A 13,648-nucleotide genomic window follows, 5' to 3' on the forward strand; every position below is an offset into this window, starting at 1 on the left:
CGCGGAGCAGGACGCCTCGACGGCGGCGGGACGTCTCGCCGGGTGAGCGCCGCTGGCCGGCGGCGTCGCGCCTACCTCGACGCCGCCGCCTGCTGCGATGATCACCGAGTGAGCGACCCGCTCGGACGCGGGATTCACCGTCGCCTCCCGCTCGATCGCGGTGGCCTGGTCCGGCGAGCTCGACCCCGCCGCCCGCCTCGTCCGCTCGGCCCTGCACGCCGTCGCCGCCGACATCGCCGCCGCGCACTCCGCCCCCCGCGAGATGCCACTTGTGAGCGCGACACGCCGGTAGAAGCGGGCACAAGTGGCATCTCGCGGAGGGGGAGAGGGGGGCGGGCGTCAGGGGCGGAGGAGGGTCCAGGCGTAGGGGGCGAGGTGGACCGTGTCGACGGGGTGGCCGGTGACGAGGTCGGTGCCGGAGACGGCGACGTCGACGGGGTCCTGGCCGTGGTTGATCACCGTGAGAACGTCGCCGCGGCGGGCCGCCTCGACCCAGGGGCTCCCGGTCTGCAGCACGGGGGCGATGCCGGACTGCTCGGCGAGCCAGGCGGTCAGCGCGAGCATGCCCGCGTCGTCCGGGATCGTCGCGAGGTAGTGCGCCGTGCCCGTGCCGGTGCGCCGCGCGGTCAGTGCCGGGGTGCCCGCCGCGGGTCCGGAGGAGTAGCGGCCGAGGACCTCGACCGGCCGCTCGCCGGACGGGTCGACGAGCACGCCGAGCTCCTCCGCCAGCAGCTCGCCGCGCAGGACGCCGAAGGGAGCACCGGCGACCTCCGCGCCGGCCGCCCCGAGCCCGGCGAACTCGAGGACCGACACACCGAGCACCTCGCGGAGCCCGACCTGGAAGCCGCCCTCGCGGAAGGCGTCGTCCTCGTCGACCACGTCGCTGAACGCGGTGACCAGCAGCCGGCCGCCCCGCTCGACGAACGCCGTCAGGTTCTCCGCGGCCGCGTCGGTGAGCAGGTAGGAGTGGGCGAGCAGCACGAGGTCGTACGCGGCCAGGTCCGCCGTCGGCAGCACCAGGTCGACCGCGAGGTTCTGCCGGTGCAGCGCGGAGTACCAGCGCTGCACGAGCTCCAGGAGGTCGAGCACGACCGGGTGGTCCGGGTTGCCGATCGCCCACCAGTTCTCCCAGTCGAGGACGAGCGCGATGCGGGCACCGGAGCCGGTCGGGCCGGCGGCCGATCCGCCGACCGATCCGCCGGTCGGAACGCTGGACGACTCCGCCGACAGCTCCGGCAGCGCGCCGAGCACCCGGCCGAGCTCGACGACCTCGCGCCAGGTGCGCGTCCCGACGCCCGCCTGCGGCAGCATCGCGGAGTGGAACTTCTCGCTGCCCCGCCGCGACTGCCGCCACTGGAAGAACAGCACGCCGTCGGCCCCGCGCCCGACCGCCTGCATCGACAGCGCGGCCATCTGCCCGGGCGCCTTGACGGCGTTCGAGGGCCGCCAGCTGACGGCGCCGGTCGCCTGCTCCATCAGCAGCCACGGCACGCCCGGCTTGAGCGAGCGCATCAGGTCGCGGGTGAAGGCGGCGGTGCGGAACGACTCGGGGTCGGCGGGATCGACGTAGTTGTCGTCGCTGACGACGTCGACCTCGGCCGCCCACTTCCAGTAGTCGAGCGGCGGGAAGGCGCCCATGAAGTTGGTCGTGATCGGCTGCGTCGCGCCCGAGGCGCGGATGATGTCGCGCTCCATCGTGTAGAGCTCGAGGAGTGCGTCCGAGGTGAAGCGGCGGAAGTCGAGGAGCCCGGCCGGGTTGTGGCTGTAGGGCGCCTTCCGCGGCGGGACGATCTCGGCGAAGGACGCGTAGCGCTGGGACCAGAAGAAGGTGCCCCAGCGCCGGTTGAGCTCGTCGATCGAGCCGTACTTGCGCTCCAGCCAGACCCGGAAGGCGGCGGCCGCGTCGTCGGAGTAGTCGTGGTGCAGGTGGCAGGCGTACTCGTTGTTGACGTGCCAGAGCACGACCGCGGGGTGGTCGTGGTACCGCTCGGCGATCGCCGTCACCAGCCGGGCCGCGAGCCGGCGGTAGTCGGGGGAGGTGGGGCGGTAGGCCTGGCGGCTGCCCGGCCAGTAGGTCGCGCCGTTCTCGTCCTGCGGCAGGATTCCCGGGTAGCTGGTCGTGGCCCACGGCGGCGGCGAGGCCGTCGCGGTCGCCAGATCGACGGCGATGCCGTGCTCGTGCAGCAGGTCGAGGATCCGGTCGAGCCAGCCGAAGTCGAAGGTGTCCTCGTCGGGCTGGATCCGCGCCCAGGCGAAGATGCCCAGGCTGACGGTCGTGACGCCGGCCTCGCGCATCCGCCGCGCGTCCTCCGGCCAGACGCTCTCGTCCCACTGCTCCGGGTTGTAGTCGCCGCCGTAGTGGATCATCCGAGCCGTGGGCCTTCCGTGGTCGTCGTCGTCGAGTGGTGGTCGTCGAGTCGTGGTCGTCGAATCGTGGTGGTGATCGTCGCGGAGACGATCGTCGTGGGGTCGTGCTCAGCGGGCCGCGGGCGCCGTCCGCGACAGCCGCACCGCGAGCGCGGCGAACACCGTGCAGCCGAGCGCCGGCACCACCAAGGGTGCCAGCTGCCAGGTGACCACGGTGGCGAGCACCAGCGCCACCAGCAGCGCCCCGGAGCCGCGCAGGTCGCGGACCGCCAGCGTCGCGGCCTCGCCCAGGAGTGGGACCCAGCGCGAGTCGGGCATCCAGAGCGCCGACGCCGTCAGCACGACGACGAGCGCGGCCGCGAGGAGCGCCGCGCAGACCATTGCGACCGCGGTCGCTCCGGGCAGCGCGCCGGTCGAGGCGACCAGCAGATCGAGGCCGAGCACCGCGGACAGCGCCAGCAGCGCGAGACCGACCGGCAGCGAGCGCAGGACACCGGTGCGCGCCTCCGCCAGCGCCGTGCGCAGCGAGGACGGCTCGTCGAGGACGAAGCGGCGCAGGTGCCGCGCCCCGACCGCGAGGGCGAGCGGCAGCGTCACGAGCGGCAGCGCGAGGATCGTGACGAGGAGCCCCGTGAAGAGGACCTCGGCGAACAGCGCGAAGCGGTTGGCCGCCCCCGGCCAGCGCAGGGTCGTGCCGTCGGCGGCGGCGGCTCGCGCCTCGCGCTGCGCCCGTGACGCGCGGCTCATCCCTTGAGGCCCTGGGTGGCGACGCCGTCGACCAGGAAGCGCTGGAAGACGATGAAGAAGATCAGCACCGGCAGCAGCGCGAGCACCGAGACCGCGATCGTCGCGCCGTAGTCCGACGCCGAGGTCTGGTCGTTGTAGACGCGGAGCGCGAGCGGCAGCGGCTGCTGATCGGGCGTGTTCAGGTAGAGCAGCGGGCCGAGGAAGTCGTTCCAGCTCCAGATGAAGGCGAAGATCGACGAGGTGATCAGCGCCGGACGGATCAGCGGGATCGTGATCGAGCCGAAGATCCGCAGGTGGCCGGCGCCGTCGATCCGCGCCGCCTCGTCCAGCTCGCGGGGCAGGTTGCGGATGAATTGCACCATCAGGAAGACGAAGAACGCCTCGGTCGCGAGGAACTTGCCGATCAGCAGCGGCCAGTAGGTGTCCATCATCCCGAGGGTGCGGAAGATCGTGTACTGCGGGATGAGCAGGACGTGCATCGGCAGCAGGAGCGTGCCGATCATCAGCGCGAAGTAGAGCGGGCGGCCGCGGAAGTCGAGCCGGGCGAAGGCGTAGGCCGCCATCGAGGAGGAGATCACCACTCCGATGACCGAGCCGACCGCGAGGATCGTCGAGTTGAGGAAGAACCGCCAGAGCGGGACTCCGCCGACGCCGGCGAGCACCTTGACGAAGTTGTCGAGCGTCGGGTTCTGCGGCAGCAGCGAGGTCTGCCCGCCGAACTCGCTGTTCGGCTTGAACGCCGCGGCGCCCATCCAGACCAGCGGGTAGAGCACGATCGCGGTGAGCACGATCATCGCCGCGATCCAGACCAGCGTCGCGGTCTTCGGGCGCTTGCGGCGCGGGCGCCGGCGGGGTGCGGGCTCGGTCAGCACCTGCGTATCGGCCGAGGGGAGCGTGGTGTCGAAGGTCGTCATCGTGTGTCTCCCGAGTAGTGCACCCAGCTCTTCTGGGTCTTGAAGAGGACGAAGGCGAGGACGCCGACGAAGAGGAGGAGGACCCAGGCCATCGCCGAGGCGTAGCCCATCTGGTTGTTCGTGAAGGCGCGGGTGTAGAGGTACACCGTGTAGAAGTTCGTGGCGCCGGCCGGGCCGCCGGTACCGTTGCCGATGATGTACGCCGAGGCGAAGACCTGGAAGGCGTTGATCATCTCGAGCAGCAGATTGAAGAAGATCACCGGCGAGAGCATCGGCAGCGTGACGCTGCGGAACTTCCGCCACGGGCCCGCTCCGTCGACCATCGCGGCCTCGTAGAGCTCGGCCGGGACCTGCTTGAGGCCGGCCAGGAAGATCACCATCGGGGCGCCGAACTGCCAGACGGCCAGGATGATCATCATCGGCAGGATCAGGGCGGGCACGCCGACCCAGCCGCCGATCTGGATGCCGAAGATCTGCAGTCCCGAGTCGACCGGTCCGTCGGTCGAGAACATCGCGCGCCAGACGATCGCGATGCTGACGCTCGCGCCGATCAGCGACGGCGCGTAGAAGGCGGAGCGGAAGAAGCCGGTGCCCTTCGCGCTGTAGTTGAGGAGCATCGCCACGACGAGCGCGGCGGCCAGCTTCACCGGCGTGCCGATGAAGACGTAGGCGAGGGTGAGCTGCACCGACTGGAGGAACTTCGGGTCGCCGAACAGGCGCTCGAAGTTCCCGGTGCCGATCCACTCCGGCGCCCGGAAGAGGTTGTAGTCGGTGAAGGAGAAGTAGAGGGACATCAGCATCGGGCCGAGCGTGAGCCCGACGAAGCCGATCAGCCACGGCGAGAGGAACACGTAGCCGGCCAGGGTGTCCCGCTTGGGGCGTCGCCGCGCCTGAGGGCCGACCGGACGAGGGGTGCTCGTCCGGTCGGCGATCGGCGCGACGCGACCGTCCGCGGCGGTGCCGCTGGGGGTCGACGTCGTCGTCATGTGATGCCTTTCCTGGCCTGGATGAAGGGGATCAGTGGGGAGCGGTGCGGGGCGGCCGGGTCAGTTCTGGAGCGTGACGTCGGTCTCGTCGAAGAACTGCTGGACCGCCTCGTCGACGCTCACCGCGCCGAGGCCGAGGCTGGTGCCGAGGTCGAGGAAGTTCGCCTCGATGGCGCCGTAGCCGGCGACCGGGGCGGCCGGGGCCTCGCCGAGACGGTCCTCGACGGAGTCGAGGTAGTCGGCGACCTGCTTGTCCGGGCCCTCGAGGTTCGCGCCGGCGAGCTGCTCGGAGGAGGCGGGGATGCCGAGGGTGGCGCCGAAGATCTCGCCGACCTCGGGGCTGTTGATCAGGAAGTCGAGGAAGGTCGCGGCGGCCTCGGGGTGCTCGGTCGCCGAGGAGATCGCCTGCATCAGACCGACCTTCTGGTAGAGGTCCTTGCTGCCCTCGTCCGCGGTCGGGGGAGCGGTCATCACGATCTCGGAGGCGCCGCTGTCGCCGATGTAGCCGCCGAGGAAGTTGCTCCAGCTCATCTCGCTGGTCGCGATGCCGGCGCCGAAGCCGGACTTGGGCAGCAGCTCCTGGAGGCGCGCGGCCGGCACGCCGGTGCTGGTGCGCATCTCGTCGCCCTGCTCCCAGAACGCGGCGAGGTCGTCCTCGGTGAAGCCGAGCTCGCCGTCCTCGGTGAACAGCTCCTTGCCCTCGGCGCGCAGCTGCAGCTCGAAGTTCTGGATGCGGCCGGTGTAGTCGGTGCCGCCGTAGACGGCGCCGCCGGTCTTCGCGGTGACGTCGGCGACGTAGGCCGCGTAGTCCTCCCAGCTGCCGCCGCCGGCGTAGGGCTCGACGCCGTTCGCGGCGAGGAGGTCCTGGTTCTGGAAGACGGCCCAGGCGCTGTAGCCGGTGGGGATCGCGTAGGTCGCGCCGTCGAGCTCGCCGGTGGCGAGCAGCTCCGGGGAGATGGTGGTCTCGTCGACCACGCCGCCGAAGTACTCGGAGAGGTCGCCGAGCAGGCCGTTGTCGCCGTACTGGCGCAGGTAGGTGTAGTCGAACTGCATCACGTCGGGGAGTCCGCCGCCGGCCGCCTCGGTCTGGCGCTTCTCCCAGTAGCCGGGGTAGTCCGTGAAGGTCGAGTTGATGGTGATGTTCGGGTGCTCGTCCTCGAACAGGGCGATCGCCTTGTCATAGCGGGCGGCGCGGTCGTCGTTGCCCCAGAACGTGTAGTCGAGGGTGATCTCCTCGTCCGGGTCCAGGGTGGCGGAGGCCCCGGAGCCTCCACCGGAGCAGCCGGTCAGAGCGAGGGCGGCTACGGCCACGGCGGCCACCGCCGAGTAGCGCATGCTGTGTGAGCGGAACATCGTCGTCCTTTCGAGAACATCATCGTTTCGAGCCCCGAACTGCAATGAAACGTTTCGGGAAAGCGTTTGCCCCAAAATACGTGCCGGGGTCTCGCCCGTCAAGCCGGGCTCGCGGCCGGGTCTCGATCCGCCGCCTGCGGCGCCTGCTCGACCGGCATGGGGTGGCCGCCTACGGCGGCGGCCGCCGGGGCGGCTAGTCGACCGGCAGGCCCTCGGCGGAGCAGAGCAGCGCGCCGTCGACGACGGTGAGCACGGCCGCGCGGACGTGCGAGCGGCGCATCGCGGCGCCCGGAGGCATCGACGCGAGGTCGCTGCCGTCCCAGCCGGGGTGGGTGAAGTACACGATCAGGGCGCGGTCCTCGTCGAGCGGGACGACGTCCGCGTGCCGGGCGACGATCGGCGCACCGTCCAGCCGCTCCGGAGCGGTCAGGATCAGACCCTCCCGCTCGCTCTGCCGCTGCCAGTCGCCGACGCCGTCGGGGGAGTGGTGCACGGCCAGCCCGCGCCACTCATCGGTGATCAGCCAGTACCGGCCGGCCAGCGGGAACACCTTCGGCCCCTCGTGCGGGCGCCCGCCGACGGAGACGCCCTCGAGCCGCCAGGACGCCGGGTCGCCGGGATCGTCGCTGACGGCGACGACGGTGCTGCAGTCGCGCTGCTCGTCCTTCGCCCAGAGCCGGTGGCGTCCGTCGCCGGTGCGCGCGACGGCGGCGTCGATCACCCGCTCGGAGCCGAGGTCGATGTCGCCGAGGAGCCGCCAGGTCTCGAGGTCGTCGCTCTCGAACTGCGTGATCGTCGCCCGCCCGCTCCAGTCGTCGGGGGTGCCGTCGATCCGGGTGACGAACATCTGCCAGCGATCCCCGATCCGCACGACATCGGGCGCCCAGAGCGTCGGCAGCTCGGCCGACAGCCCGGCGTCGAGGCCGCGGACGGTGCCGCGGTACCGCCAGGTCGCCCCGCCGTCGCCCGACACCGCGACGCCGATCGCGCTGCCGTGCACCCACTCGACCCCGGGCAGATCGAGGATCGCGCGCCGCTGGGTGTAGAACAGGCGCCACTCGCCGCGGAGGGTGTCGGCGACCAGCACCGGGTCGGTCGGTCCGTCGAAGACGGGATCGCAGTAGGGCACGGCGAAGGCGTCCTCGCGCAGGGGCATCGGCTCGGTCATCGGGGTCCTCACGAGGTCTGGCGCACCGGCTCGCCCGCGCGCATCGGTCGGCAGAACCCTAGCCAGGAAAACGCTTGCCCACGACCGCGCCGCCCGGGTAGCGTCGAGGGCGTCCCCGTCGGAGCGGTCGCTCCCGAAGGCGCTGCGGACACCCCGATCGGAGTCGACCGTCTCGTGAGAGAAGCCCGTCCCTCGCAGGCCCCGCTGCTGCTCGACCGCCGCCACCCCGGCCGCTCCGCCCTCGGGCTGCTCGGCCGCTACCGCCCGCGCGTCGTCGTCGCCGTGCTGTTCTTCGCGGTCAAGGACACCCCGCTCTGGCTGCTCCCGGTCGTCACCGGCGCGATCGTCGACGTCGTCGTCGCCGGCGGCCCGGAGTCGACGCTCTGGCTGTGGGCCGGCATCGCCCTGCTCGCACTGCTGCAGAACTACCCGAACCACGTGATGTACACCCGGCTCTACATGAGCGCCGTGCGCCAGACCGGCACGGACCTCCGCAACGCGCTCGCCGCTCGGCTGCAGAATCTCTCGATCGGCTTCCACTCCCGCGCCAGCTCGTCGATCGTGCAGACCAAGGTCGTCCGCGACGTCGAGAACATCGAGACGATGTACCAGCAGGTCGGCCACCCGCTGCTCTCCGCGACGATGGTGGCGATCGGCGCGGTCGTGATGACCGCGATCGAGGTGCCCGCGTTCCTCCCGGTCTACGCCTGCGCCATCCCGCTCGCGGTGCTGCTGCGCGCCTTCCTCGGCCGCCGCTCGCGCCGGAGCAACGAGCAGTTCCGCCGCGAGGTGGAGCACTTCTCGGCGCGCGTCGGCGAGATGGCGACGCTGATCCCGATCACCCGCGCGCACGGCCTCGAGCAGACCGCGGTCGCCCGGGTCGCGGCCGGCGCCGAGGGCGTCCGCTCGGCCGGCTACAGCCTCGACCTGCTGAACGGCCGCTTCGCCTCGCTCTCCTGGGTGAGCCTGCAGCTGCTCGGCATCGGCTGCCTGGTGCTCGCCGCGTGGGTCTCGATCAGCGGCTGGCTGCCGATCACGCCCGGCCAGGTCGTGCTCCTGAGCTCCTACTTCGCGCTGCTGACCGGCGCGATGACCAACCTGCTGATGCTGCTGCCCGTCATCGCCCGCGGCACCGAGTCGATCCGCTCGATCGGCGAGCTGCTGGAGGACCCGGACCTGGAGCAGAACGAGGGCAAGGCGCGCGCGGCCCAGGTGCGCGGGCGCATCCGGCTCGAGGACGTGACCTACCGCTACGGCGCGGTCAGCACCGGCGTCGAGGACGCCGCAGCCGCCGAGGACGGCACCGGCGTCCGGACCAGCATCGGCGTGCAGGGCATCGACCTGGACATCGAGCCGGGCCGGACCGTCGCCTTCGTCGGCTCCTCCGGCTCGGGCAAGTCGACGATGCTCAACCTGGTGCTGGGCTTCCTCCGCCCCACCGGCGGCCGCATCCTGCTGGACGGCGTCGACGCCGAGACCCTCGACCTGCGCACCTGGCGCCGCTCCGTCTCCGTCGTGCCGCAGGACTCGGTGCTCTTCGAGGGCTCGATCCGCGACAACGTGGCCTACGGGCTGACCGGCGTCGGGGAGGAGCGGATCCTCGCCGCCCTCCGCGACGCGAACGCCCTGGAGTTCGTCCGCGAGCTGCCGGACGGCCTCGACGCGGTCGTCGGCGAGCGCGGCGCCCGCCTCTCCGGCGGGCAGCGCCAGCGCATCGCCATCGCCCGCGCCCTGGTCCGCGACCCGCGGGTGCTCCTGCTCGACGAGGCGACCAGCGCGCTCGATCCGGAGTCGGAGGCGGCCGTCAAGGAGGCGCTGCTGCGGCTCATGCGCGGCCGCACGACCCTGGTCGTCGCACACCGGCTGTCGACGATCCGCTCGGCCGACACGATCGTCGTGCTCGAGCGCGGGCGGATCGTCGAGACCGGCAGCCACGAGGAGCTGCTCGCGGCGGGCGGGCGCTACGCGACGCTGCACGCGGTGCAGGCGGGGCGCTGAGCCGGCAGGCCTGATCCGCGGGTCAGCCCTGCGGCCGCCCGACGCCGATCGACCAGGCGAGCGGCGGCGGCGTGCCGTTCAGCGCCCACTCGCCGACGATCCGCTGCTTGTAGATCACCGGGTTGTGTGCGCCGACCGTGCGCGCGTTGCGCCAGTGCCGGTCGAGCGCGGCTCCCGTCGCGACTCCGGAGGAGCCGAGCGCGTCGAAGAGCAGGGTCGCCGCGCGCGGCACCGACTCGGTGAGCAGCACCTGCGCCCGGTACACCTCGGCACCGGCCGCCGGCACCAGTGACGGATCCACTGCCGCCTCGCCGACGGCCTCCGCCGCGACCAGCACCGCGGCCCGGGCGCCGAAGGCGATCGCCGAGATCGCACCGACCACCTCCTGGATCTGCGCGTCGTCCCGGCCGTGATCGGCCAGGCCGTGGCTGTAGACCCGCGAGCGGGTGCGGACGGCGGCCACGGCGTCCCGCTCGACCGCGGCGGCGATGCCGGCGAGCACCGCGAGCAGCTCGAGTTGGAAGAACGGCGTCTGGTGGGGCGCCCGCAGGACGGAGGCGAAGACGTGCTCCGGCTCGACGAGCGCGTCCGTGAAGACCGTGGTGCCGCTGCCGGAGAGCCGCTGGCCGAAGCCCGACCAGTCGTCGGTGGCGACGACGCCCGGCTGGGCGACGCGCACCACCACGGCGGTGTCCGTGCCGTCCTCGCGGCGCACGACGACGTCGGTCCAGTCGGCGAAGATCGTGCCGGTGGAGTAGTACTTGGTGCCATTCACGACCAGCTCGTCGTCCCGGCGGGTGAGCGTGGTCCGCGTGACGCCGACCGCGGCCGTGCCGATCTCGCTCCAGGCGTTGCCGACCAGCTCGCCCGCCGCGAGCCGGCGCAGCCAGCCGTCGCGCGCCGGCGACGGCGGGAAGGACAGCTGGTCCTCGACGAAGGCGAAGTGGCCGCGCAGCGCCTGGGCGACGTTCGAGTCCGCCGTAGCGAGCTCGATCAGGAGCGACGCGGTCTCGCGCAGCGAGAGCCCGCGTCCGCCGTGCTCGACCGGCACCCGCAGGCCGCCGAAGCGGGCCGCGCGCAGTCGCGCGATCGGCTCGAAGGGCAGCTCGCGGTCGAGCTCGCGCTGGACGGCGCCCGCCGCGATCTCGTCGAAGACCGGGCGGAACACGGCCTGCGCCTCCGCGAGGCCCGACCGTCCGATGCCGCTCCCGTGTCCGGAGGCGCTCAGGTGTCCGGCGCCGCTCATGTGTACAGGGAGAGCGGCTGGACGTCGCCGGTCAGGTAGTTCGCGCCGACCTCGAGCTTCTTGTAGTCGACGGGGTCGTGCAGCGAGTGGGTGCGGACGTTCCGCCAGTAGAGGTCGAGCCCGATCGAGCTCTTCGCGGAGGAGGAGCCGGTCGCCTCGTAGATCCGGGTCGTCACGTCGAGCGCGAGCGCGTCCGTCACGATCTTCACCTTCGCGATCTCGATCGCCTGGGCAGCGCGCGACTCGGACGTCACCGCCGCGCCGCGGGCGACCTCGGCGTCGTGCAGCGCGCCGACGCGGTCGGCCAGCGCCTCCGCGGCGGCCGTGTGCGCGACCAGCTCGCCGTAGAGCCGGCGCACGAACGGATCCTGCGCATAGGTCTCCACGCCGGAGAGGAACCAGGAGTTCTTCCGGCCGAGCGTCAGCCCCCGGCCCTTCGCCAGCGCGCCCTGGGCGATGCCGAGATAGAGGTTGCCGAAGCCGAGCTGGATCGACGGCGTGATCAGCGTCGCGAACGGCTCGTCGACGAGCGCGCCGAGGATCTCGGACGCGTCCACCCGCACCCCGGTGAAGCGCACGGAGCCGGAGGCGCTCTGTCGCTGGCCGAGGAAGTCCCAGTCGCCGAGCGGCTCGATGCCCGCGCGGTCGCGGGGGAGCACGAAGGTCAGCGTCTCGCCGGAGCGGTCGCCCGCGGCGATCACCGCGTTCACCAGCACCGCGTCGCCCGAGGAGACCCCGGTCGAGAAGCGCTTCAGCCCGTTCAGCTCGAAGCCGTCGCCGCGGGGCGTCAGCTCGAGGTCGGGATCGACCGGGTTCACCGAGTCGCCCCAGAGCCATCGGCCCTCGATCGTCGCGCGGTAGAACCGCTCGCGCTCCGACTCCGGCGCCGAGAACGCGATGTTGGCGGAGTTGACGTAGTGGTACAGCAGGATCTGCGCGAGCGAGGCGTCCGCGGCGGCGAGGATCCGGATCACCCGGAACGCCGTGCTCCAGACCGCGCCGCCGCCGCCGAACTCGGCGGGGTCGAGCAGGTTCACGAGGCCCGAGGAGCGCAGCGGCTCGAGCTCCGTCGTCGGGTCGAGGTTGCCGCGGTCGCGCTCGAGGACGTCGGCCGCGAGGATCTCGGCGACGCCGGACGCCACGGCGTCCCAGTGCTCGTGCTCGGCGGCGGTCGCGACGCGGTCCCAGTGCGAGCGCGGACGATCGGCGCGGGACTCGGGGCTGGTCGGGGCAGTGGCGGTCTGGCTCATCGGACGGGCTCCGGGTCGAGGGCGGGCAGAACGGAGAGGACGCTGTCGGGCAGTCCGTCGGCGGCGCTGGGCGAGCCGGTGTACGCGCCGCGGTAGGCGGCGGCGGGGTGCGAGTCCTTCACGCGGGCGCTGCCCGGGCCCTGGAGGTACTCGCGCAGGGTCGCGCCCTCGTACTCCTCCCAGACCCGGCCGCGCCGGCGCAGCTCGGGCACGGCGAGGTCGACGAAGTCCTCGAAGGTGCCGGGGGTGACCACGTAGGCGAGGTTGAAGCCGTCGATCCCCGCGACGTCGACCCAGCGCTCCAGCTCGTCCGCGACGGTGCTCGGCGAGCCGACGATCACCGGGCCGATGCCGCCGATGCCGAGGTACTCCGCGACGTCGTCCGGGGTCCAGGCGCGGTCGGGGTCCGCCTTCGTGAAGATCGAGAGCGCGCTGCGCACCGCATCGGTGTCGACGTAGTCGAGCGGCACGTCCGCCGGGAACTGCGAGAGGTCGAGCCCCGCCCAGCCGCCGTAGAAGGCGAGCGCCCCCTCGCGGGACGAGTACGTCTTGAAGTCGGCGTACTTGGCCTGCGCCTCGGCGTCCGTCTCGGCGACGATGACGGTCGCGAGGATGAGGATCTTCGGGTCGGTGCGCGCGCGGCCGTGCTTCTCCGCGGCGTCGCGGATGGCGTCGGTGGTCCGCCGGGTCAGCTCGGGCCGGATCGCGTTGATGAAGACGGCCTCGCCGTGCTTGGCGGAGAAGTCGATGCCGCGCGGCGAGGCCCCCGCCTGGAAGATCACCGGCGTCCGCTGCGGCGACGGCTCGGAGAGGTGGATGCCCGGCACGCGGTAGTGGGTGCCGGAGTGGCCGATCGGGTGCACCTTGCGCGGATCGGTGAAGACGCCGCGCTCGCGGTCGCGCAGCACCGCGCCCTCCTCCCAGGAGCCCTCCCAGAGCTTGTAGCTGACGTCGAGGAACTCCTCGGCGATGTCGTAGCGCTCGTCGTGCGGGATCTGCCGCTCGAGGCCGAGGTTCTGCGCGGCACTGTCGAGGTAGGAGGTGACGACGTTCCAGCCGATCCGGCCCTTGGTCAGGTGGTCGAGCGTGGAGAGCCGGCGCGCCAGAGCGTAGGGCTGCTCGTAGGTCGGCGAGATCGTGACGCCGAAGCCGAGGTGCTTCGTCGCCGCGGCCATCGCCGGGATCTGCAGCAGCGGGTCGTTGACGGGGACCTGCGCGGAGTCGATCAGCGCGGGCCCGACCGAGCCGCGGTAGACGTCGTAGACGCCGAGCACGTCGGCGAGGAAGAGCGCGTCGAAGGTGCCGCGCTCGAGCGTCCTCGCGAGGTCGATCCAGTACTCGAGGTCGTTGTAGCGGTCGGCCTGCGAGTCGGGGTGCCGCCAGAGGCCGGGCGCCTGGTGTCCGACACAGGTCATGTCGAAGGCGTTGAGGACGATGCGGGACGCCATGGGACTCCGTTCGGTTCGGGGCTGGTGCGCTTCGGACCCTAGGAGGGACGGCCGACACCGCGTCGCCGCCGGCGCAATCCGGCGTAACGAACGGCCGCCGTGTTGCGCCGTGTGACGCCGCGTTGCGGTGGATGACCGGCGGGCGTGACGAGTCGCCGCGCCGCCGCCACG

The 13,648-nt window shown here is 72.3% G+C and carries 11 protein-coding genes; 2 read left to right on the top strand and 9 right to left on the bottom strand.

Annotated features, from left to right (window positions below):
* The first annotated feature begins 160 nt into the window (after nucleotides 1–160).
* A complete protein-coding gene (locus EDF36_RS21740; RefSeq protein WP_260300549.1) occupies nucleotides 161–292 on the top strand; it encodes a hypothetical protein in 132 nt (43 codons plus the stop codon).
* A 47-nt stretch (nucleotides 293–339) separates the two neighbouring features.
* Here the strand turns inward: EDF36_RS21740 and EDF36_RS06845 are convergent, their stop codons facing one another.
* The 6 genes from EDF36_RS06845 to EDF36_RS06870 all read right to left on the bottom strand — a co-directional run bounded on the left by EDF36_RS06845 (nucleotide 340) and on the right by EDF36_RS06870 (nucleotide 7,535).
* Nucleotides 340–2,367, bottom strand: coding sequence for a beta-galactosidase (locus tag EDF36_RS06845; RefSeq protein ID WP_123732380.1), 2,028 nt, complete (start codon nucleotides 2,365–2,367; stop codon nucleotides 340–342).
* 108 nt (nucleotides 2,368–2,475) lie between these two features.
* Nucleotides 2,476–3,114: a hypothetical protein gene (locus EDF36_RS06850; RefSeq protein ID WP_123732381.1), complete on the bottom strand. Its 639-nt coding sequence runs from the start codon at nucleotides 3,112–3,114 to the stop codon at nucleotides 2,476–2,478.
* The gene (locus EDF36_RS06855; protein ID WP_123703773.1) at nucleotides 3,111–4,028 is read right to left on the bottom strand and encodes a carbohydrate ABC transporter permease; all 918 of its coding nucleotides are present in this window, start codon (nucleotides 4,026–4,028) and stop codon (nucleotides 3,111–3,113) included. Before EDF36_RS06855 ends, EDF36_RS06850 begins: the two co-directional genes overlap by 4 nt.
* On the bottom strand, nucleotides 4,025–5,014 hold the full coding sequence (locus EDF36_RS06860; protein ID WP_123703775.1) for a carbohydrate ABC transporter permease: 990 nt from the start codon (nucleotides 5,012–5,014) through the stop codon (nucleotides 4,025–4,027). Before EDF36_RS06860 ends, EDF36_RS06855 begins: the two co-directional genes overlap by 4 nt.
* Before the next feature lie 60 nt (nucleotides 5,015–5,074).
* Entirely contained in the window at nucleotides 5,075–6,367 is a 1,293-nt protein-coding gene (locus EDF36_RS06865; protein WP_243839927.1) for an ABC transporter substrate-binding protein, read from the bottom strand.
* A gap of 193 nt (nucleotides 6,368–6,560) precedes the next feature.
* Nucleotides 6,561–7,535, bottom strand: coding sequence for a glycoside hydrolase (locus tag EDF36_RS06870; RefSeq protein WP_123732382.1), 975 nt, complete (start codon nucleotides 7,533–7,535; stop codon nucleotides 6,561–6,563).
* A gap of 174 nt (nucleotides 7,536–7,709) precedes the next feature.
* Here EDF36_RS06870 and EDF36_RS06875 point away from each other — a divergent pair, with 174 nt between their 5' ends.
* Nucleotides 7,710–9,533 carry an ABC transporter ATP-binding protein gene (locus EDF36_RS06875; RefSeq protein ID WP_123732383.1) on the top strand — a complete coding sequence of 608 codons (1,824 nt, stop codon included), beginning with the start codon at nucleotides 7,710–7,712 and terminating at the stop codon, nucleotides 9,531–9,533.
* Nucleotides 9,534–9,555: 22 nt separating this feature from the next.
* Here EDF36_RS06875 and EDF36_RS06880 read toward each other — a convergent pair whose 3' ends face one another.
* Genes EDF36_RS06880 through EDF36_RS06890 form a run of 3 tightly spaced genes read right to left on the bottom strand, consistent with a single transcriptional unit; the run spans nucleotide 9,556 to nucleotide 13,477 of the window.
* The gene (locus EDF36_RS06880; RefSeq protein ID WP_123732384.1) at nucleotides 9,556–10,779 is read right to left on the bottom strand and encodes an acyl-CoA dehydrogenase family protein; all 1,224 of its coding nucleotides are present in this window, start codon (nucleotides 10,777–10,779) and stop codon (nucleotides 9,556–9,558) included.
* Entirely contained in the window at nucleotides 10,776–12,029 is a 1,254-nt protein-coding gene (locus EDF36_RS06885) for an acyl-CoA dehydrogenase (RefSeq protein WP_123732385.1), read from the bottom strand. Before EDF36_RS06885 ends, EDF36_RS06880 begins: the two co-directional genes overlap by 4 nt.
* Nucleotides 12,026–13,477: an LLM class flavin-dependent oxidoreductase gene (locus EDF36_RS06890; RefSeq protein WP_123732386.1), complete on the bottom strand. Its 1,452-nt coding sequence runs from the start codon at nucleotides 13,475–13,477 to the stop codon at nucleotides 12,026–12,028. The genes EDF36_RS06885 and EDF36_RS06890 overlap by 4 nt, the downstream gene beginning before the upstream one ends.
* Nucleotides 13,478–13,648 lie beyond the last annotated feature (171 nt).

The sequence above is a fragment of the Rathayibacter sp. PhB152 genome, from assembly GCF_003751395.1.
Lineage (GTDB): Bacteria > Actinomycetota > Actinomycetes > Actinomycetales > Microbacteriaceae > Rathayibacter > Rathayibacter festucae.